This is a genomic window from Rhodopseudomonas parapalustris (assembly GCF_053772255.1).
This window is the reverse complement of record NZ_JAMKBZ010000003.1, coordinates 260039-281086: the sequence shown is the minus strand read 5'-3', so window position 1 is coordinate 281086 and position 21048 is coordinate 260039. Positions and strand designations below refer to the sequence as shown.

Annotated in this window: 20 protein-coding genes; 19 read left to right on the top strand and 1 reads right to left on the bottom strand. The window is 68.5% G+C overall.

Annotation, left to right across the window (positions count from 1 at the left end; genetic code table 11):
* Position 1 precedes the first annotated feature (1 nt).
* The 5 genes from M9H71_RS04770 (at position 2) to M9H71_RS04750 (ending at position 4334) form a co-directional block, all read left to right on the top strand.
* Positions 2 to 1189 (top strand): acetyl-CoA C-acetyltransferase, encoded by a 1188-nt coding sequence (locus M9H71_RS04770; protein WP_455403937.1) that lies wholly within the window; start codon positions 2 to 4, stop codon positions 1187 to 1189.
* Positions 1190 to 1196: 7 nt separating this feature from the next.
* Positions 1197 to 2324 carry an acyl-CoA dehydrogenase family protein gene (locus tag M9H71_RS04765; RefSeq protein ID WP_455403936.1) on the top strand — a complete coding sequence of 376 codons (1128 nt, stop codon included), beginning with the start codon at positions 1197 to 1199 and terminating at the stop codon, positions 2322 to 2324.
* A 124-nt stretch (positions 2325 to 2448) separates the two neighbouring features.
* On the top strand, positions 2449 to 3360 hold the full coding sequence (locus tag M9H71_RS04760) for a DUF2163 domain-containing protein (RefSeq protein ID WP_455403935.1): 912 nt from the start codon (positions 2449 to 2451) through the stop codon (positions 3358 to 3360).
* A 39-nt stretch (positions 3361 to 3399) separates the two neighbouring features.
* Entirely contained in the window at positions 3400 to 3852 is a 453-nt protein-coding gene (locus M9H71_RS04755) for a peptidase P60 (protein WP_455403934.1), read from the top strand.
* A gap of 56 nt (positions 3853 to 3908) precedes the next feature.
* On the top strand, positions 3909 to 4334 hold the full coding sequence (locus M9H71_RS04750) for a GFA family protein (protein ID WP_107357462.1): 426 nt from the start codon (positions 3909 to 3911) through the stop codon (positions 4332 to 4334).
* Positions 4335 to 4370: 36 nt separating this feature from the next.
* Here M9H71_RS04750 and M9H71_RS04745 read toward each other — a convergent pair whose 3' ends face one another.
* The gene (locus tag M9H71_RS04745) at positions 4371 to 4838 is read right to left on the bottom strand and encodes a hypothetical protein (RefSeq protein WP_455403933.1); all 468 of its coding nucleotides are present in this window, start codon (positions 4836 to 4838) and stop codon (positions 4371 to 4373) included.
* Between the two features lie 153 nt (positions 4839 to 4991).
* On the opposite strand from M9H71_RS04745, the gene M9H71_RS04740 reads away from it, so the two are divergent.
* From M9H71_RS04740 to M9H71_RS04675, 14 genes are all read left to right on the top strand, one after another.
* The gene (locus M9H71_RS04740) at positions 4992 to 5465 is read left to right on the top strand and encodes a MarR family winged helix-turn-helix transcriptional regulator (RefSeq protein ID WP_455403932.1); all 474 of its coding nucleotides are present in this window, start codon (positions 4992 to 4994) and stop codon (positions 5463 to 5465) included.
* A 1-nt stretch (position 5466) separates the two neighbouring features.
* On the top strand, positions 5467 to 5919 hold the full coding sequence (locus M9H71_RS04735) for a hypothetical protein (RefSeq protein ID WP_455403931.1): 453 nt from the start codon (positions 5467 to 5469) through the stop codon (positions 5917 to 5919).
* A gap of 179 nt (positions 5920 to 6098) precedes the next feature.
* A complete protein-coding gene (locus tag M9H71_RS04730; RefSeq protein ID WP_455403930.1) occupies positions 6099 to 9971 on the top strand; it encodes a baseplate multidomain protein megatron in 3873 nt (1290 codons plus the stop codon).
* A gap of 9 nt (positions 9972 to 9980) precedes the next feature.
* On the top strand, positions 9981 to 11111 hold the full coding sequence (locus tag M9H71_RS04725) for a DUF2793 domain-containing protein (RefSeq protein ID WP_455403929.1): 1131 nt from the start codon (positions 9981 to 9983) through the stop codon (positions 11109 to 11111).
* Position 11112: 1 nt separating this feature from the next.
* The gene (locus M9H71_RS04720; protein ID WP_455403928.1) at positions 11113 to 11346 is read left to right on the top strand and encodes a hypothetical protein; all 234 of its coding nucleotides are present in this window, start codon (positions 11113 to 11115) and stop codon (positions 11344 to 11346) included.
* 123 nt (positions 11347 to 11469) lie between these two features.
* Entirely contained in the window at positions 11470 to 12234 is a 765-nt protein-coding gene (locus tag M9H71_RS04715) for a glycoside hydrolase family 19 protein (protein WP_455403927.1), read from the top strand.
* Between the two features lie 2 nt (positions 12235 to 12236).
* Positions 12237 to 12809: a 3TM-type holin gene (locus M9H71_RS04710; RefSeq protein ID WP_455403926.1), complete on the top strand. Its 573-nt coding sequence runs from the start codon at positions 12237 to 12239 to the stop codon at positions 12807 to 12809.
* A gap of 118 nt (positions 12810 to 12927) precedes the next feature.
* Entirely contained in the window at positions 12928 to 13602 is a 675-nt protein-coding gene (locus M9H71_RS04705; RefSeq protein ID WP_455403925.1) for a response regulator transcription factor, read from the top strand.
* A gap of 15 nt (positions 13603 to 13617) precedes the next feature.
* The gene (locus M9H71_RS04700; RefSeq protein WP_455403924.1) at positions 13618 to 15009 is read left to right on the top strand and encodes a sensor histidine kinase; all 1392 of its coding nucleotides are present in this window, start codon (positions 13618 to 13620) and stop codon (positions 15007 to 15009) included.
* 95 nt (positions 15010 to 15104) lie between these two features.
* Complete coding sequence (locus M9H71_RS04695; protein ID WP_455403923.1) at positions 15105 to 15569, top strand: RT0821/Lpp0805 family surface protein; 465 nt, start codon at positions 15105 to 15107, stop codon at positions 15567 to 15569.
* 218 nt (positions 15570 to 15787) lie between these two features.
* Positions 15788 to 17191, top strand: coding sequence for a hypothetical protein (locus tag M9H71_RS04690; protein WP_455403922.1), 1404 nt, complete (start codon positions 15788 to 15790; stop codon positions 17189 to 17191).
* A 162-nt stretch (positions 17192 to 17353) separates the two neighbouring features.
* On the top strand, positions 17354 to 18460 hold the full coding sequence (gene ccmI, locus M9H71_RS04685) for a c-type cytochrome biogenesis protein CcmI (RefSeq protein ID WP_455403921.1): 1107 nt from the start codon (positions 17354 to 17356) through the stop codon (positions 18458 to 18460).
* Positions 18461 to 18574: 114 nt separating this feature from the next.
* Positions 18575 to 19063 (top strand): cytochrome c maturation protein CcmE, encoded by a 489-nt coding sequence (gene ccmE / locus M9H71_RS04680; protein WP_455403920.1) that lies wholly within the window; start codon positions 18575 to 18577, stop codon positions 19061 to 19063.
* The gene (locus M9H71_RS04675) at positions 19060 to 21042 is read left to right on the top strand and encodes a heme lyase CcmF/NrfE family subunit (protein ID WP_455403919.1); all 1983 of its coding nucleotides are present in this window, start codon (positions 19060 to 19062) and stop codon (positions 21040 to 21042) included. Before ccmE ends, M9H71_RS04675 begins: the two co-directional genes overlap by 4 nt.
* The last annotated feature ends 6 nt before the right edge of the window (positions 21043 to 21048 follow it).

The window sequence follows — 21048 nt, the reverse complement described above, 5'->3', positions numbered from 1 at the left end:
CATGACCCACGATCCTATCGTTATCGTCGGCTCCGCGCGCACCCCGATGGGCGGCTTTCAGGGCGAGCTGAAGGACGCCACCGCATCCCAGCTCGGCGCGGCTGCGATTTCGGCCGCGGTCGAGCGCGCCGGCCTGAAGCCGGATGCGATCGACGAAGTCGTGTTCGGCTGCGTGCTGCCGGCCGGCCAGGGCCAAGCCCCGGCGCGCCAGGCGTCGCTTGGCGCCGGCCTGCCGCTCTCGGCCGGCTGCACCACGGTCAACAAGATGTGCGGCTCCGGCATGAAGGCCGCGATGTTCGCGCATGATCTGTTGATCGCCGGCAGCGCCACCATCGCAGTCGCCGGCGGCATGGAGAGCATGACCAACGCGCCGTATCTGCTCGACCGCGCGCGCGGCGGCTATCGCATGGGCCACGGCCGGGTGATCGACCACATGTTCCTCGACGGCCTGGAAGACGCCTACGACAAAGGGCGGCTGATGGGGACCTTCGCCGAGGACTGTGCGCAAAGCTATCAGTTCACCCGTGAGACCCAGGACAATTTCGCCATCACTTCGCTGACCCGTGCCCAGGCCGCGATCAAGGACGGTTCGTTCGCGCGCGAGATCACGCCGGTGACGATCAAGGCCGGCAAGTCGGACGTCACCGTGACCACCGACGAGCAGCCGCTGAAGGCCAAGCTCGACAAGATCCCGACGCTGAAGCCGGCCTTCCGCGAGGGCGGCACCGTGACGGCGGCGAACTCGTCGTCGATCTCCGACGGCGCTGCGGCGCTGGTGCTGATGCGCCGCTCGGAGGCCGACAAGCGCGGCCTGAAGCCGCTCGCGGCGATCGTCGGCCATTCCACCCACGCGCACGAGCCGGCGCTGTTCGCCACTGCGCCGATCGGCGCGATCCGCAAGCTCAGCGAGCGCACCGGCTGGAATCTCGCCGACGTCGATCTGTTCGAAGTCAACGAGGCGTTCGCGGTGGTGGCGCTGGCGGCGATGCACGATCTCGGCCTGCCGCACGACAAGGTCAACGTCCATGGCGGCGCCTGCGCGCTCGGCCATCCGATCGGCGCCTCCGGTGCACGCGTGCTGGTGACGCTGCTGGCGGCGCTGGAGAAGCACGACCTCAAGCGCGGCATCGCCTCGCTGTGCATCGGCGGCGGCGAAGCCACCGCTGTCGCGGTCGAGCGGCTGTCGTGAGCGCATCATGATCTTGAACGAACTGCAGACCCAGATCCGCGACACCGCCCGCGACTTCGCGCGTGAGCGGCTCGCCCCGACTGCGGCGGCGCGCGATGCCGCGCACGCCTTTCCGCGCGCCGAACTGACCGAAATGGGCCAGCTCGGCTTTCTCGGCATGCTGGTGCCGGAAGCCTATGGCGGCTCTGAGACCGGCATGGTGGCCTATACGCTTGCGCTGGAGGAGATTGCGGCGGGCGACGGCGCGTGCTCGACCATCGTCAGCGTGCATTCCTCCGTGGGCTGCATGCCGATCCTGAAATTCGGCACCGACGAGCAGAAGCAGCGCTTCCTGCCGAAGCTTGCGAGCGGCGAGTGGATCGGCGGCTTTGCGCTGACCGAGCCGCAGGCCGGCTCCGATGCCTCGAACCTGCGGACCACCGCGCGCCGCGACGGCGATCACTACGTCATCAACGGCGCCAAGCAGTTCATCACCTCGGGGCAGAACGGCCAGCTGATCATCCTGTTCGCCGTCACCGATCCGTCGGCCGGCAAGAAGGGCATCACCGCCTTCATCGTGCCGACCGATACGCCCGGCTACGAGGTGGTGCGGGTCGAGGACAAGCTTGGCCAGCATTCGTCCGACACTTGCCAGCTCGCCTTCAACGACATGCGGATTCCGGCCGACCTCCGGCTCGGCGCCGAAGGCGAGGGGCTGAAGATCGCGCTGTCGAACCTCGAAGGCGGCCGGATCGGCATCGCGTCGCAGGCGGTCGGCATGGCGCGCGCCGCGTTCGAAGCGGCCCGCGACTACGCGCGCGACCGCGTCACCTTCGGCAAGCCGATCATCGAGCATCAGGCGGTGGCGTTCCGGCTCGCCGACATGGCGACGCGCATCGCCGCCGCGCGGCAGATGGTGCTGCATGCGGCGAGCCTGCGCGAAGCCGGGCTGCCGTGCCTGACCGAAGCCTCGATGGCCAAGCTGCTTGCCTCCGAGACTGCCGAGGCGGTGTGCTCGTCGGCGATCCAGACGCTCGGCGGCTACGGTTACTTGAAGGACTTCCCGGTCGAGCGGATCTATCGCGACGTCCGCGTCTGCCAGATCTACGAAGGCACCAGCGACGTCCAGCGCATCGTGATCGCGCGCAATCTCTGATCTGAACTAATCGTCGGTCCCGGCGCGGCGCTTGTCGCCGCCGCCGGGCCGTCGATGCGACATCGTCCGCGAGGCATTGAGATGCCCGGCGGATGCGTCGTCGCGCGCCATCGAGGAGTTCGTCATGCGCAGCATTCCGGATGTGTTGCAGGCGAGGCTCGACAGCGGTGCGACGACGCTGGCGCAGTGCTGGATCGTGCGGCGGCGCGACGGCGTCGTGCTCGGCTTCACCGACCACGACCGCGATCTCGTCATCGAGGGCGTAAGCTGCCGCGCCGGCACCGGGTTCTCGGCGTCGGAGGCGTCGCAGCGGTTCGATCTGTCGGTCGATGGGGCGGAGATTTCCGGCGCGCTCGATGACGATCTGCTGCGCGAGGCGGATCTCGCCGCCGGGCGCTTCGACGCGGCGGCGATCGAGAGCTGGCTGGTGGATTGGAGCACGCCCGAACTGCGGGTGCTGACCGCGCGCGGCACGCTCGGCGAGGTGCGGCGCGAGGGCTCGGCGTTCACCGCGGAACTGCGCGGGCTCGCCGATCTGTTGTCGCAGGAGAGCGGCCGGCTCTACACCGCGAGCTGCAATGCCGATCTCGGCGACGCGCGCTGCCGTGTCGATCTCGGCAGTCCGGCGCGGCGCGGCGAGGGGACGGTCGTCGCGGCGCCAGGAACCTCCACTATCACGGTCTCCGGGCTCGACGGCTTCGCGCCCGGCCTGTTCACCGCCGGCCGGCTGAGCTGGCGCAGCGGCGCCAACCAAGGCGCGGCGGTCGAGATCAAGCAGCATCGTGTCGTCGGCGGCGAGGTGCGGCTGTCGCTGTGGCAGGCGATGGCCGAGCCGATCGCGGCCGGCGACGGCTTCGTCGTCACCGCCGGTTGCGACAAGCTGTTCGCGACCTGCCGCGACCGCTTTGCTAACAGCGACAATTTCCGCGGTTTCCCGCAGATCCCCGGCAACGATTTTGTCGTCAGCTATCCGGTGCCCGGCGCGCCCGGCAACACCGGCGAGCCGATCGGCCCGGTGCTGCGCGGCAATCTGTGACCGCGTCACGATCTCATCACTCCATCAAGCGAGGGCACGATGGATCAGCCATTGGGGCGCGACGCGATTGTCGCCGAAGCGCGGAGCTGGATCGGCACCCGCTATCGGCACCAGGCTTCGGTGAAGGGCGTTGGCTGCGACTGCCTCGGCCTGGTGCGCGGGGTGTGGCGCGCCTGTCTCGGCGAGGAGCCGGAAGCGCCCCCGCCTTACGCGCCGGATTGGGCCGAAGCCGGCGGCGACGAGACGCTGGCGGCGGCGGCGCTGCGCCATCTGGTGCCGGTGCCGTGCGATGCGTTCGACAAAGCCGACGTGCTGCTGTTCCGCTGGCGCGATGGCTGCGTCGCCAAGCACGCCGCGATCGCCAGCTCGGCCACGACGATGATCCATGCGCATGACGGCGCGGCGGTGTGCGAGGTCGCGATCACGCCGTGGTGGCGGCGCCGGCTGGCTTATGCGTTCACGTTCCCCGGCGTTGCAGATCCGCTGCGTTGACGACGCCGGAGCTGTCTGGTCAGGTCCGGCCGAGTTTCGAACGGGAGGTCTGCGGGATGGATCACGACAGCAACGTGCGGACCGGTGGATGCCATTGCGGGGCGGTGCGCTTCGAGGTCACGCTGAGCGACGGCTTCGACTCGATCCGGCGCTGCACCTGCTCGTATTGCCGGATGCGCGGTGCGGTGGTGGCGATGGCCGAGATGGGCGGGATCAAGATCCTGCAGGGCGAGGACGTGCTGACGACCTATCGCTTCCACACCGGTACGGCGCAGCACTTCTTCTGCTCGCGCTGCGGCATCTACACCCATCATCAGCGGCGATCCAATACGAACCTCTACGCCGTCAACGTCGCCTGCCTCGACGGCGTCAGCCCGTTCGATTTCACCGAGGTGCCGGTGATGGACGGCGTCAATCACACCAACGACACCGGCCAGCCGACAAGGCGCGCCGGCACGCTGCGCTTCATCGCGTCGGAGTGACCGCGCGCGCGGCGCGGCACGACAGCACAATCAGCTTCAGGCAGGGGCCTTGGCGTTGGCCGCCTTGGTCTCGGCGATCATCCGCTTGATGGCATCGACGGTTTCGGGCGGCAGGTGCTTGGCAGCGCCGAGCGCGACGTACAGTGCATTCAGCGTGTTGCGGCGGGCTTCCGGCGGAATCACCATCTTGGCGCGCGGGCCTTCGGCGAGTCCGTACAGCGCCTGCGCGGCGAGATCGAGATCGTAGCCCCACAGCCAGCACCACAGCCGGACCGCGGTAGACCAGCCGCGCTGATAGGCGCGCAGCGAGGTGCCGGCTTCGAACAGCGCCTTGACGGCGGCGTCGCGGGTGTCCTCGGGGGCGCCGGCATCGACCGCGGAGTAGCGCTCGGCGACGTCGAGCACTTCGATCCGCTTGGCCTGCAGCGCCACCACCGGCTTGCCGATGAAATACACCGCGCCATAGGCGAGGATCGCCACGACTACGCTCGCTAGAAATTCCATCGTCTGATCCTGCCGGCCGGTTCGCTCAAGCCGGGTACGATGCAAATACCGTGCACGCCGTCAACGCCGCCGGCATTGAACTTCCGTCGCGTCCGGGCGAGCAGGAGCGGTCGGAAGATTGACAGCACGCTGTCAAAATGACAGGATGCTGTCATGACGCAGGCGACCGATACCCCGTTCGACCATCCCGCCAACGCCCTCGTGCTGGAAGTCTTCCGGCTCAACGGCGCGCTGATCAGGTGCGGCGATGCGCTGGTGAAGCCGCTCGGGCTGACCAGCGCGCGCTGGCAGGTGCTGGGCTCGGTCGCCCACGGCCGCGGCACGTTCTCGGTGGCGCGGCTGGCCGACAACATGGGGCTGGCGCGGCAGTCGGTGCAGCGGATCGTCGATGAGCTGGCCGAGGCCGGGCTGGTCGGCTTCGCGCCGAACCCCGCGCACAAGCGCGCCAAGCTGGTGGTGCTGACGCCGCGCGGCGAGCGCGTGTTCAAGCAGGCGAGCGACCTGTGGGCGCCGGTCGCCGACGCGATGATCGCCGGCGCCGATCCGCGCCAACTGCGCAAGACCCGCGATGCGCTGATCGCGCTGCGCGAACGGCTCGATGAGCAATTCAGTGACAGGAGTTCGTAAAATGATCAGGAAGCTACACCCGATTGCGGGCATCATCGCGTTTCTCACCATCCTGGTGTTCTGGACCTCGACCGTCGTGGTCGAACTCGGCGGCGACGAGGCTGCGATTGCGGCGGTGAAGCTCCGCATCCTGTGGGGCCTCGCGGTTCTGATCCCGGCGATCGCGCTTGCGGGGGCCAGCGGCTTCAGGCTCGGCGGCAAGTCCCCGCATCCGATCGTCGCCGCCAAGCGCTGGCGGATGCCGTTCATCGCCATCAACGGCATCGCAGTGCTGGTGCCGTGTGCAGTTCTGCTGCAGCAGCGCGCCGCGGCCGGTCAGTTCGACCAGATCTTTACGGTGGTGCAGGCGGTGGAGCTGATCGCCGGCGCGATCAACCTGACGCTGATTGGTCTCAGCATCCGCGATGGTTTCCGGCTGACACGGCGGTTCGGCCTGTCGGCTGCGACGCAGTGAGTGATCCTCGCGCCTCCGCGGTGACGCGGCGGCTGTGAAGCCCGCTGGCCCGAACACCCGTTGGTCTTCGCGCGCCGCATCTGATCAAGAAGTCTGACGCCCGGGCCGGATGCCTCCGCCCGGGCGTTTTGCGTCGGCCGACGCTCTTGTCGTCCAGCAATCGCCGAAGGCGTGCTCCCATGGCAGCTCTCGTTCTTTCCGTCGCCGGCGCTGCGGCCGGTGCGCTGTTCGGTCCTGTCGGCGCGATCGCCGGGCGGATTGCGGGCGCGCTGATCGGCAATGCGCTCGATCAGTCGATGTTCGGCGGCAGCAGCGACACCTCGCGCGCGGTCGAAGGGCCGCGGCTGGCCGATCTCGACGTGATGGCCTCGACCGAAGGCGCGCCGATCCCGCGGGTCTATGGCCGCGCCCGGCTCGCCGGCCAGGTGATCTGGGCCACCGCGCTCGAGGAGGTGATCAGCGTCGAGCAGAGCACCACCGGCGGCGGAGGCGGCGGCAAGGGCTTCGGCGGCGGTGGGGGCGGGCAGACCACGACCACCACCACGACCTACAGTTACTTCGCCAACTTCGCGGTCGGGCTGTGCGAAGGGCCGATCGGCCGGGTGGCGCGAATCTGGGCCGACGGCAAGCCGCTCGATCTGTCCGGCCTCAACATTCGCGTCCATCGCGGCACCGAGGATCAGGCGCCCGACGGACTGATCGTCGCCAAGGAAGGCGCCGGCAATACGCCGGCCTATCGCGGGCTGGCTTACGTGGTGTTCGAGCGGCTGCCGCTGGCCGATTTCGGCAACCGGCTGCCGCAATTGTCGTTCGAGATCGTGCGGCCGATCGGCCGGCTCGAACAGATCACCCGCGCGGTGACGCTGATCCCCGGCACCACCGAATTCGGCTACGAGCCGGCGACGCGGGTGCAGGTGCTCGGCGCCGGCAGCGCCGCGCCCGAGAACCGCCATGTCGCTTATGCGCCGTCCGATGTGCTCGCCTCGCTCGACGATCTGCAGGGCGTCTGCCCCGGGCTGCAGCGCGTCGCGCTGGTGGTGGCGTGGTTCGGCACAGATCTGCGCGCGCAGGCCTGCACCGTCGAGCCCGGCGTCGAGCGCCGCGACAAGAAGCTCGATCAGGGCAGCTGGTCGGTAGCTGGTGCGACGCGCGCCAGCGCACGGCTGATCTCGCAGGTCGACGGACGGCCTGCGTATGGCGGCACGCCGTCCGACGAGACCGTGGTGCATCTGATCGGCGAACTGAAGGCGCGCGGGCTGAAGATCACGTTCTATCCGTTCGTGGTGATGGACGTGCCGGCCGGCAACGGCCTTCCCAATCCGTGGACCGGCGCGGCGCCGCAGCCGCCTTATCCCTGGCGCGGCCGCATCACCTGTGATCCGGCGCCGGGCGTGCCGGGCTCGCCGCAAGGCACTGCGACGGCCGCCGCGCAGGTCGCGCAGTTCTTCGCTGGGGGCGTCTGGAACTATCGCCGCATGATCCTACACTACGCGCAGCTCTGCGCCAATGCCGGCGGCGTCGATGCGTTCCTGATCGGCTCGGAGCTGCGCTCGCTGACGCGGGTGCGCTCGGCACCCGGCGTTTACCCGGCAGTGCAGCAGCTCGTCGCGCTCGCCGCCGACGTCAAGGCGATCGTCGGCGGCGGCACGCTGGTCACGTATGGAGCGGACTGGACCGAATACGGCGCCGACGTCGTGATGCCGGACGCGTCGGAGGTGCGGTTTCCGCTCGACCCGCTGTGGGCCTCGCCCGCGATCGGCGCGATCGGAATCGATTACTACGCACCGCTGGCCGATTGGCGGGACGATGCCGGCCATCTGGATTCGGCGATTGCCGTCACCACTTACGATCGCGATTACCTTGCCGGCAATGTCGAGGCCGGGGAGGGCTATGACTGGTATTACCCGGACGCGGCGGCGCGCACAGCGCAGGCGCGGGTGCCGATCACCGACGGGCTCGGCAAGCCGTGGATCCACCGCGTCAAAGATATCCGCAGCTTCTGGTCGCTGCCGCATCATGAACGGGTCGGCGGGGCCGAGTTGGCCTCGCCGACCGGCTGGGTGCCGATGAGCAAGCCGGTGTGGCTGACCGAGGTCGGCTGCCCGGCGGTCGACAAGGGCGCCAATCAGCCGAGCGTGTTTCCCGATCCGAAATCGAGCGAGAATTTTGCGCCATATTTCTCCAGCGGCGAGCGCGACGACCTGATCCAGCGCCGCTATCTCGAATGCCTGATCACGGCGTTCAGCGCTGAGACCCGCAACCCGGTGTCGCCGCTGTATGGCGGGCGGATGATCGACCTGTCGGCGATCCATCTGTGGACCTGGGACGCGCGGCCTTATCCGGTGTTTCCCGCCGCCGATGAGGTGTGGAGCGATGCGCCGAACTGGACCAGCGGGCACTGGCTGACCGGCCGGCTCGGCGGCGCGCCGCTCGATGCGCTGATTGCCGCGCTGCTGGCCGATGCCGGTGTCGGCGGAGTCGACAGCAGCGATCTGCGCGAAGGCTGCGACGGCTATGTGGTCGACCGGCCGATGTCGCCGCGGGCGATGATCGAGCCGCTGGCGCTGGCCTACAGTTTCGATGCGGTTGCGGCCGGCGGCGTGCTGCGCTTCGTGCAGCGTGGCGGCGCGCCGGTGATCGACCTCAACGAAGACGATCTGGTGCTGCCCGACAAGGGCGCGCCGTGGCGGCTGACGCGGGCGCAGGAGACCGAGCTGCCGCGCGAAACCGCGATCGCCTACAGCGATGCGCTGGCCGATTATCGCCGCGCTGCCGCCGCCTCGCGCCGGCTGGTCGGCGGTGCCAACCGGATGGTGAAGGCCGATCTCGCGGTCGTCACCAACGATGCGGCAGCGACGCGGCGCGCCGAGATCGTGCTGCAGGATCTGTGGGCCGGCCGCGAGCGCGCCAGCTTCGCGCTGGGCTTGCGACATCTGCGGCTCGCGCCCGGCGACGTGGTCGCGCTGATGCTGGCCGGCCGGCGGCGGCTGTTCGAGATCGACGAGGTGGTCGACACGAATACGCGGCAGGTGACGGCGCGCAGCATCGATCCCGACGTGTTTGCGCTGCCGCAGCGGATGCCGCGGCCGGCCGTGGCGACGATCCCGGCCGCGCTCGGCCCGGCCGAGGTGATCGCGCTCGATCTGCCGGTGATCGATGCTGCTGAGCCCGACGTGCTGACGCGGCTCGCGGTGTTCGCCAATCCGTGGCCGGTGGCGGAGACGATCTACGTGTCGGCCGATGGCGCGAGCTATCAGCCGCTGGCGCGCGCGCCGGCGCGGACGATCATCGGCACCACGCTCGATCCGCTGCCGCGCGGGCCGCTGGCGCGGTGGGACCGCGTCACCACGTTTCGCGTGCAGATCGGCGGCGGCGCGCTGGTGTCGCTGTCGGAGCTGCGGGTGCTGGCCGGCGGCAACGTGGCGGCGGTGCAGACGCCGGACGGCGGCTGGGAGATCCTGCAATTCGCCAGCGCCGAACTGATCGACGGCAACACTTATCGCTTGTCGCATCTACTGCGCGGGCAGGCCGGCAGCGACAGCGCGATGCGCGACCTGGTGCCGGCCGGCGCGCGGTTCGTGCTGCTCGATACCCATCTGGTGCCGATCGCGCGCGGGCTGTCGGCGCTCGGCCGCAGCCTGCGCCTGCGCGTCGTAGCAAGCGGGCGCAGCCATGACGATCCGAGCGCGGTCGACCTGACCGTGACGCCGGGGCTGGCCGCGTTGCGGCCGCTGGCGCCGGTGCATTTGTCGGCGCGCCGCGCCGCAGACGGCGTTCGTGTCGGCTGGATTCGCCGGACCCGGATCGACGGCGACGGCTGGGGCGTCGAGGTGCCGCTCGGCGAAGACAGCGAAGCCTACACGCTCGACATCCTCGGGAGCGGCGGCGCGGTGGTGCGGTCGATCCAAACCAGCGTGCCGCAAGCGCTGTACGCCGCCGCCGATGAGCTTGCGGATTTCGGCACGCCGCAAGCCTCGCTCACCGTCCGCGTCGCGCAGCTGTCCGCCACCGTCGGCCCGGGCTTCGCCGCCACCGCCACCTTCGCGTTGTGAGGACACATCATGACCACGGCCAATCTCGGTCTGCCTCTGATCGAGGCCAGCCAGGCGCAGAAGCACGTCACCCACAACGAGGCGCTGTTCAGCCTCGATGGCCTGGTGCAACTCGCGGTGCTGTCGTCGGCGGTGAGCGTGCCGCCGTCGTCGCCGGGCGAGGGCCAGCGCTGGATCGTCGCCGCCGGTGCCAGCGGCGCCTGGGCCGGCAAGAGCGGACAGGTCGCCGCTTACTACGACGGCGACTGGCGGTTCTTTGCGCCGAACCCGGGTTGGCTCGCCTATGATCTGTCGACGCAGACGCTGCTCGCCTGGAGCGGCGCGGCGTGGGTCAACGCGCTGGCGGCGTTTCAGAACCTGCCGCTGCTCGGCCTCAACACCACGGCGGATTCCAGTCGTCGCCTGGCGGTGAAGTCCGACAACGTGCTGCTGTCGAATGACGACGTCACGCCCGGCAGCGGCCATATGCGCCTGACCATCAACAAGAGCGCTGCCGCGAAAGATGCCGGGCTGATCCTGCAGGACAATTGGAGCGCGCGGGCGCTGCTCGGCCTGCTCGGCAATGACGACTTTGTCGTCAAGCTGACGCCGGATTCGGCGAATTACTACGCCGGCTTGCGGGCCTGGTCGGCGCTGCACGGCCGGCTCGATTTCAAGGACGCGCGGCGCCGGCAGCCGCTGCAATGGTCGCCGCGGCCGGGCAGTACCACGCTCGACGTTGTCGGCCTCGGCGCCACGCTCAGCGGCACGGCGACCGCGGTCGGTCCCTCGGCCGGCAATCTGTTCCTGTCGTCGCCGCGGCTCGATCTCGTTTCGGCAGCGAGCAGCGGCGCATCGGCCGGCGTGAGCGGCTCGTCGCTGACGCTGTGGCGCGGCAATGCCACGAGCCTCGGCGGATTCTATCTGCTGATGCGGTTCGGCATCGAGTGGTTTCACACCAACTGTCGACTGTTCGCCGGGCTGTATGGCTCGGCGAGCCCGATCGGCAATGTCAATCCGAGCACGCTGCTCAACCTGATCGGCGTCGGCTTCGATTCCGGCGACACGACCTTGTCGCTGCTCAGCAATGACGGCAGCGGCGCGGCGACCAAGACCAGCCTCGGCGCCGGCTTCCCGACCACCGGCGGGCAGGATCTGTGAGTTGTTAGTTTCGGCCGAGCCGAACGGCAGCGAGATCCGCTACCGCGTCGAACGGTTGAATTCCGGCGATGTGGCGAGCGGCGTCGTGACCAGCGACCTGCCGGTCGCGACGCAGTTCCTCACCCCGCATCTGTGGATGAACAACGGCAGCACCGCCGCTTCGGTCAACGTCGCGCTGTTTCAGATGTACGCCGAGCCGGCGGCACTGCTCGGCTCGCGCGGGGCGATTGGGTAACTATCAAGTAATTCGACCTCGTCATTGCGAGCGAAGCGAAGCAATCCAGAGTGCCGAGCACTGAAGCTGGATTGCTTCGTCGCTACGCTCCTCGCAATGACGTTTCCTTGTAGAGGCAATCCCATGAAAATCGAACAATCCTTGCTGCGGCGGATGTGGCCGCAGGGCGACCGGCGCGTGGCGGGACTGATTGCCGGTACCGCGGCGGCCTCCGAGAGCGTGTTCGCGCGGTTCGGTATCGATACGCCGGATCTGGCCGCGCATGTGATGGCGCAACTCAGCCACGAATGCGGGGCAGGGCGCGACGTGGTCGAGAACATGAACTACACCGCGGCGCGGATGATGCAGGTGTGGCCGTCGAGGTTTCCGACCCGGGCGAGTGCGGAGCCGTATGCGCACAATCCGCGGGCGCTCGCCAACAAGGTCTACAACGGCCGGATGGGCAATCGCGCCGGCTCCGACGACGGCTGGACTTTTCGCGGCCGCGGCGCGGCGCAGACCACCGGGCGTGAGGGCTATCAGCGGCTGGCTGCGATCACCGGTCTCGATCTGGTGAACGATCCCGATCTGCTGCTCGATCCGCGCTACTTCCTGCTCGGCGGCGTCGGCGATTTCATCGCCTGCGGCTGTCTGCCGTTCGCGCGGGCCGACGATGTGGTCGGCGTCACTCGGCGGCTCAATGGCGGCACCATCGGGCTCGCCGAGCGCAAGGCGTGGCTGACCAAATGGCGAGCGGAGTTGGCCGCGACGCCAGCGGTGATCGCATCGCCGCCGCTCGCGCCCGACCTGCCCGCGGATGCGCCGCCGCGATCCCAACCGACGCCGCCGTCCTCGTCTCGGTGGAGCCAACTCATCGCCGCGCTGGCCGCGGCCTTCAGGAGGGACTGATCATGGATTGGGCCGATCTCGCCAAACAGGTGATTGCACTCGGCGCTCCGGTGCTCGGCAGCGCGCTCGGCGGGCCGCTCGGCGGCGCGGCCGGCAAGATCCTGTCGGAGGCGCTGGGCGCACCGTCGCCGACGCCGGACGCGGTGCAGGCTTCGCTGCCAGCGGCCGTCCCCGACCAGATCGCCGAGGCCGAGATGCGCTGGTGCGAGGCGATCCGTGCCGAGGCGGAGACCCAGCGGATCGCGATCTCCGAGACTCAGGCCACGATCCGCGCCGAGCTGGCCGCGAGCGATCCGGTGCAGCGCTGGTGGCGGCCGGCCTATGCGTTCGAGCTGACCGCCGAATGCGCCGCGCTGTGGGCGGTGCTGGTGCACGAATTCTGGACCGGCGACGTCGCCACCATCAACGCGCTGATCGGCGCCACCGCGCTGCTGGTCGCCTATTGGGGTTTCCGATTCGGCGTGCTAGGCGTCTACGTCAGCGGCCGGACCCGTGAAAAGGTCTGCGCTGCCACCGGGCAGGACAGCCCGAGCGTGATCGACAGGCTGGCCAAAGCGGTCGTGAAGAAAAAGTAATCCGGCGCGTGCGCCATCGTTCACGGCGCATTCACCCCGCTGCCGCTCATCTTCATGCCTTCATGCCGTCACACTGTCAGCGTTCGCCTGCCAGTGGATCAAACGACCGGAGTTGAAGGTGCGTCTGCTCGTCGTCGAAGATGACCCCGATCTCAATCGCCAGCTCACCACCGCGCTGACCGACGCCGGCTACGTCGTCGATCGCGCCTTCGACGGCGAGGAGGGGCACTTCCTCGGCGACACCGAACCCTACGACGCGGTGGTGCTCGATATCGGCCTGCCGAAGATGGACGGCATTTCGGTGCTGGAGGCATGGCGGCGCAACAGCCGTGCGATGCCGGTGCTGATCCTCACCGCGCGCGACCGCTGGAGTGACAAGGTGCAGGGCTTCGACGCCGGCGCCGACGACTACGTCGCCAAGCCGTTTCACCTCGAAGAGGTGCTGGCCCGGATCCGCGCGCTGCTGCGCCGGAGCGCCGGCCACGCGCAATCCGAACTGACCTGCGGCCCGGTGGTGCTCGACACCCGCACCGGCCGGGTCAGCGTCAGCGGCAATCCGGTGAAGCTGACCAGCCACGAATATCGGCTGCTCGCTTATCTGATGCACCATGCCGGTCGGGTGGTGTCGCGCACCGAGCTGGTCGAGCATCTGTACGATCAGGACTTCGACCGCGACAGCAACACCATCGAAGTGTTCGTCGGCCGCATCCGCAAGAAGCTCGGCGTCGACATCATCCAGACCGTGCGCGGGCTCGGCTATCTGCTGTCGCCGCCAGCGGCGGACGCGCATTAGCGCGTCGGCGTCGCGGTGACCGCCAAACCCTCCCGCCGCGGCAGCTCACTCGCCACCCGGCTGTTCCTGTCGGCGACCGCGTGGGTGGTGGTGATCCTGGCGATCACCGGCATCGTGCTGTCGTCGGTGTATCGCGGCGCCTCCGAGCGCGCGTTCGACCGCCGGCTCAATCTCTATCTGCGCACCATCATCGCCGAGGTCGCGACCCCGGACGCCACCCAGGAATCGTTTCAGTCGATCGGCGAGCCGCTGTTCGATCTGCCGCTGTCCGGTTGGTACTGGCAGGTGGTCCGCACCGACGGCGACAAGCCGGAGACCCGCGCCTCGCGGTCGCTGTGGGACCGCAAGCTGCCGCGGCTCGAGGATCAGGGCATCGAGCTCGGCCCGTCCGGCGTGCGGCACGGCTATGTCGCCGGGCCGGAAGGCCAGACGCTGCGGATGGTCGAACGCCCGGTCGATCTCGGCCTCGACGGCAAGTTTCTCGTCACCGTCGCCGGCGACGCCACCGAGATATTCGAAGAGACCCGCACCTTCGACTACTATCTGGCAGGCACCTTCCTGGCGCTGTCGATCGGCCTGGTGTTGACCACGATCTTCCAGGTCCGGTTCGGCCTCGCGCCGCTGAAGCGGATTTCGGACTCGATCGTCGATGTCCGCTCCGGCCGCGCCGAGCGGCTGGAAGGCCAGTTCCCGGTCGAGATCGCAACGCTGGCGCGCGAGACCAACGCACTGATCGAGGCCAATCGCGAAATCGTCGAGCGCGCCCGCACCCATGTCGGCAATCTGGCGCATGCGATCAAGACGCCGCTCTCGGTGCTGGTCAACGAGGCCAGCGCCCGGCCGGGCGATCCCTTGGCGGCGAAGGTGATGGAGCAGGCCGAGCTGATGCGCAGCCAGGTCACCCATCATCTGGAGCGCGCCCGGATCGCGGCGCGGCTCACCGTGATCGGCACCATCACCGAGGTCGAGCCGGTGATCGAGGCGCTGCGCCGGACCATGGAAAAGATCCACCGTGACCGTGGCATCGAGGTCCGCGCTGAGGTCGCCTCCGGGCTCAAGTTCCGCGGCGAGCGCCAGGACCTCGAGGAGATGGTCGGCAATCTGGTCGACAACGCCTGCAAATGGGCGGCCGGGCGGGTGTTCATTGCCGTCACCAGCGAGAAGGCCGACGAGCCCGGGGCGCCGCCGAAGCTGCGGATCGTGGTCGACGACGACGGTATCGGGCTGTCCGCCGAGCAGCGTGCGATCGTCGCCCGGCGCGGCAAGCGGCTCGACGAGAGCAAGCCGGGCTCCGGCCTTGGCCTGGCTATTGTTGTTGATCTTGCAGCACTTTACGGCGGCGAGCTGAAGCTCGACAACGCCCCGATCGGCGGCCTGCGCGCCGAGCTGATCCTGCCTGCGGCATAAGGTGCCGGCGCCTGCCACAGCGCTGCCAGAATTTGCATCTTGTTTTCCTTAACGGTTATGGATGTAGGCTGTTGGCCTTCGGGGAGCCGTTGGGGATGACCATGACGTCTTGGGGGGTGAAGCCGCTGTTGCTGCTCGCCGGCGCGCTGGCGCTGGCTGGGTGCGATCGCACGTCCGGGCTGGTGGCCCGGGTGGATTCCTTCACCAGCACCGCGACCTCGGATTTCGGCCGCAACGACGGCAGCGCCGCGGTCGATTCCGCCCCGATGGGCGGCCTGATCGGGCCGAAAATCGGCGCGCTGCTCAATGCCGAGGACCGCCGGCTGGCCTATGCGGCCGAGCTGGAGGCGCTCGATCGCGGCGAATCCGGCGCCCCGGTGGCGTGGAAGAACGCCACCTCCGGCCGCTATGGCAACATCGTGCCGGGCCCGGCCTATCTGAAGCAGGGCTCGACCTGCCGCGGATTCTCCCATGCGGTGACGGTCGGCCAGCAGATCGAGATCTCGCGCGGCACCGCCTGCCGCGCCCATGACAGCGCGCCCTGGACGGCGCAAGGCTGAGCCCACGCTGGTCGCGCGACTGGAAGCCGATCGTTTCCAGCGCGTTATCGGCCGGATCGGCAGTTGCGGCAGAACCTGAATCCGGCTCCGCCAGCGGTGACCTCAACGCCTTCTTAAGATCGCCGTGGCTATCTCTGGGAACAGCGTCGCGGCGTGACGCGCACCATCCATTCGGTGCGCGGCGCTACGCGTGCGGCAGCCTGCAACCTATTAGGCGCATGAGCCAGACATCGACCGAACGGCTGAGAGACTATCTCTCCCAGCTCCCGCCGCAGTCCCAAGCGCTGCTCATGCGGGAATTCGAGCGCGCGCTCGAACGCGGCGACGATGTCGCGGTCGCCAGTTTCGTGCTGGAGGAATTGCGCAAGATCGTCCGCGGCTCCGACGACGACACCCAGCCGCGCACCGACGATCCGGCCCGGCTGATGTTCCGGGTGCTGGAACCGTTCCTGATCGACGCCAAGGAGACCCCGCGGCCCGGGCAGATCCGGCGTTCGTCGCTGACCTCGGTGTGGCAGTGGCTCGAGCGCGAGGGCATGCCCGACCAGATCCAGGAGTTCGAGGCCGCGCTGATCAGGCTGCGCAATGCGCCGGCCTCGCAGATCGAGCAGCACGTCCGCAAGCTGCAGCAGTCCGCGGCCGTGGCGATCGAGAAGCTGACCAATCCAGAGGCGGGCGTTGATCGCCAGCGCGCGATGTCGCGGGTCGGACCGCCGTCGGCGGTCGAGGATCTGGTGGCGATCGGGGCCGTGCTGAAGAATCGCGAGGCCATCGACACCTTCAACGGCAAGCTCTCCAGCAATCTTCGGGTGTTCGGCGACAGTCAGGTCAATTCGATGATCGCGGCGCTCAATGTGCCGGCGCTGCAGACGCCGATTCTGCTGCCGTTCGCCTTGACCCTGATCCTCGATCACCTCAACCAGCCGTGGCAGATCGTCCGGCTGGCGATCAAGGTCGCCGGCTCCGACGACGAGATCAAGGTTGCGGCGACGCCGTATGCCGTGGCGGTGACCATGGCGATCCAGGATCTGGCGCGATTCACCTTCGACATGCGCGAGGAAATCCGGCGCGGCCATTACGGCAACGTCGCCGAAAACCTCAAAGTGATTCACGACGGCGTCCGCGGTCTGCGGACCGAGCTCGACATCCGCAGCGATTCGACGTGGGGCAAGCAGCTCTCGACGATCCGTGTCGACATCTCCAACGCGGTGAAGTCCGAGATCGAGAGCGTGCCGGGCAGGGTTCGCCGGCTGCTGCGCCAGCGTCCGGACAAGGACATCACCTCCGGCTCCAGGCTCGACCAGATCGAGGTCGACGAGGCCGCGGCGCTGATCGATTTCGTCGCGGTGTGCCGGACCTATGCCAGCGAGCTGGCGATCAACGAAGTGACGCTGCGGACCTATTCCGAGCTGCAGCAATATGTCGAAAAATCCACCGAAGCGCTGGTGCAGTCGCTCCGCGGCTCGGATCCGCGGGTGAAGCCGTTCCGTCACGAGCAGGCCCAGGCCGCTATCCGGTTCTGCGAGGTGTTGTTCGGCCACGATTACGCCTCGCTGATGCGACGGGCGGTCGAAAACGCCATGGTGGTGGTGGAACGCAAGCCGGCGGCCCGCGCCGGCTAGCCTGCCCTTTGATTCAAATCAAGTTTCATCCCCTGCGGCGGCTTATCCGGTGCCGCAAATGTCAATTGCGGCTATCGTCCGACCATGGTGTAACCCGCCCGGGTTTTCGACCCGCCGGGCCGGTGACGCGGCCCTTTAGTCCTCACCCGGAATCTCGCTCGAATGGCGCTTTGGTTTGTGTTCGCGATGATGACGGCCGTGGCGGTGTTCGCCGTGCTGTGGCCGCTCGGGCGTGGCGTCCAGGCGCAGCGCGAGGGCAGCGAAGCCACGGTCTATAAGGACCAGCTCGCCGAGGTCGACCGCGATGCCGCGACCGGGCTGATCGGGGCGCCCGAAGCCGCCGCCGCCAAGGTCGAAATCGGTCGCCGGTTGCTCGCCAGCGCCGAGGCCGAACGCAGCGCGCCGACCAGCTCGAGGCGCGGGCCGCGCCGCGCGGTGGCGTTGCTGGCGCTGCTCGGGCTGCCGGTGCTCGCGCTGGCGGTGTATCTGCCGCTCGGCTCGCCGATGCTGCCCGACGACCCGCTGGCGGAGCGGGCCAAGGCGCCGGCGAACTCTCAGCCGCTCGACAATCTGGTGGCGCAGGTCGAGACGCATCTGGAGAAGAACCCGACCGACGGCCGCGGCTGGACCGTGCTGGCGCCGGTGCTGGCCAAGACCGGCCGGTTCGACGATGCGGCGCGCGCTTATCGCAATTCGATCACTTACGCCGGCGAGACCGCCGATCGCCGCGCCGATCTCGGCGAGGTGCTGACCTCGGCGGCCGGCGGCGTCGTCACCGCCGACGCCAAGACCGAATTCGAGCGCGCCACCGCGCTCAACCCCGACGAACCCAAGGCGCGTTACTATCTCGGCCTTGCGGCCGAGCAGGACGGCCGGCCGAAGGACGCCGCGACGATCTGGCGCGCGATGCTCGAGAAGGCACCGGCCGACGCGCCGTGGCGGCCGATGCTGCAGGCCGAGCTCGCGCGCCTCGACGGCACCGCCAAGCAGCCGGCCTTGCCGGAAGGCGCCGCCGCTGCCGTGCAGAACATGAGCGAGGCCGACCGCGCCGCGATGATCCAGGGCATGGTCGCCAAGCTCGCCGCCAAGCTGAAGCAGAACGGCGACGACGTCGACGGCTGGCTGCGGCTGGTGCGCGCCTATATGGTGCTCGGCGAAACCGACAAGGCCAAGAGCGCGCAGTCCGAAGCGCGCCAGGCGATGGCCGACAAGCCCGACCGGCTCAAGCAACTCAACGACGGCTTCAAGGGCCTCGGGCTCGACGGCTGACGACTGCGGCACGAACGATGCGGGTTTTCGACATCTTCGTCAGACACAGAATTCGAGCGACGCCGCGAAGCGTCGTTTTGAGGATCCGGTAGAGGACGCCGAGGCGAACTGACCATGACGCGTAAACAGCGGCGACTGGCGATGATCGGGGGCGCGGGCGTGGTGCTCGTCGTCGCGGTGGGATTGGTGCTCAACGCGATGCGCGACTCGATCGTGTTCTTCTCCACGCCGAAAATGGTGGCCGAGCAGCACATCGCCGCCGGCAAGCGGTTCCGGCTCGGCGGCGTGGTCGAGCCCGGCTCGCTGGAGCGCGGCGAGCAGCTCCGGGTGTCGTTCAAGGTCACCGACGGCAGCGCCACGCTGCCGGTCGCCTACAAGGGAATTCTGCCCGACCTGTTCCGCGAAGGGCAGGGCGTGATCGCCGAAGGCTCGCTCGACAAGGCCGGGGTGTTCGAAGCCGACACCGTGCTCGCCAAGCACGACGAGAAGTACATGCCGAAGGAAGTCGCCGACGCCCTGAAGAAGGACGGCCACTGGAAGGACGACTACGAGAAGAAGCCCGCCGGCCAGACCTCGGCCAGCGCGGCGGAGGGCGGCAAATGATCGCGGAGGCCGGGCACTACGCACTCGTCCTGGCGCTCGCTCTGGCGCTGATCCAGTCCACCGTTCCGCTGCTCGGCGCCCGGCTGGGCGACGGCGCGCTGATGAACGTGTCGCGCTCGACCGCGCTGGTGCAGCTGTTGTTCGCCGGCCTGTCGTTCACCGCGCTGGTGTGGCTGCACGTCACCTCCGACTTCTCGGTGGTGAACGTCTACGAGAACTCCCACTCGATGAAGCCGCTGCTCTACAAGATCACCGGCGTATGGGGAAACCACGAAGGCTCGATGCTGCTGTGGGTGGCGATCCTGGCGCTGTTCGGCGGCCTGGTCGCGGCGTTCGGCAACAACCTGCCGCTGTCGCTGCGCGCCCATGTGCTGGCGGTGCAGGGCTGGATCGCGACCGCGTTCTATCTGTTCATCCTGATCACCTCGAACCCGTTCGCGCGGATCGCCAATCCGCCGATCGAAGGCCGCGATCTCAACCCGGTGCTGCAGGACATCGGCCTCGCGGTGCATCCGCCGATGCTGTATCTCGGCTATGTCGGGTTCTCGATTTCATTCTCGTTCGCCGCCGCCGCGTTGATGGAAGGCCGGCTCGACGCCGCCTGGGCGCGCTGGGTGCGGCCTTGGACGCTGGTCGCCTGGATCTTCCTCACGCTCGGCATCGCGATGGGCTCGTATTGGGCCTACTACGAACTCGGCTGGGGCGGTTGGTGGTTCTGGGACCCGGTCGAGAACGCCTCGCTGATGCCGTGGCTCGCCGGCACCGCGCTGCTGCATTCGGCGCTGGTGATGGAGAAGCGCAACGCGCTGAAGGTCTGGACCATCCTGCTGTCGATCCTGACCTTCTCGCTGTCGCTGCTCGGCACCTTCCTGGTCCGCTCCGGCGTTCTCACCTCGGTCCACGCCTTCGCCACCGATCCGTCGCGCGGCGTGTTCATTCTGATGATCCTGTGCTTGTTCATCGGCGGCAGCCTGACGCTGTTCGCCTGGCGGGCTTCGTCGCTGAAGCAGGGCGGGCTGTTCGCACCGATCTCGCGTGAAGGCGCCCTGGTGCTGAACAATCTGTTCCTGACCACCGCCTGCGCCACCGTGTTCGTCGGCACGCTGTATCCGCTGGCGCTGGAAGTGCTGACCGGCGACAAGATCTCGGTCGGCGCGCCGTTCTTCAATCTCACCTTCGGCCCGCTGATGGTGCCGCTCCTGGTCGCAGTGCCGTTCGGCCCGCTGCTGGCCTGGAAGCGCGGCGATTTGATCGGAGCCTCGCAGCGGCTGATCGCCGCCGGCGTGGTGGCGCTGCTGGCGGTCGCCTTCGTGTACGCCTGGACCCGCGGCGGCGCGGTGCTGGCGCCGCTGGCGATCGGGCTGGCGATCTTCGTGATCGTCGGCGCGCTGGTCGACATCGCCGAGCGCGTCGCCCTGTTCCGCGCGCCGCTGGCGATCTCGCTGCGCCGCGCCTCCGGCCTGCCGCGCTCGGCCTGGGGCACGATGTTCGCCCATGCCGCCCTCGGCGTGGCGCTGATCGGCATCGTCTGCGAGACCACTTGGAACAGCGAGTACATCGCCGCAATGAAGCCGGGCGACAGCACCAAGCTCGCCGGCTACGAGTTCAAGTTCGAAGGCGCCACGCAGCGCCAGGGACCGAACTATCGCGAACTCCTGACGCAGTTCACCGTCAGCGAGAACGGTCGGCTGATCGGCGGAATGGCGCCGTCGAAGCGCAGCTTCATCACCCGGGGCTCGTCGACCACCGAGGCGGCGCTGCTGACCCGCGGCTTCAGCCAGCTCTACATCTCGCTCGGCGATCTCAACGACCAGGGCGCGGTGACGGTGCGGATCTATCACAAGCCGATGGTGCTCTTGATCTGGCTCGGCCCGATCATGATGGCGCTCGGCGGCCTGCTGTCGCTGTCCGATCGACGGCTTCGTGTCGGCGCGCCGAAACCCGCCAAAGCACCGCGCGTGCTGCAGCCGGCGGAGTAGGGTGGA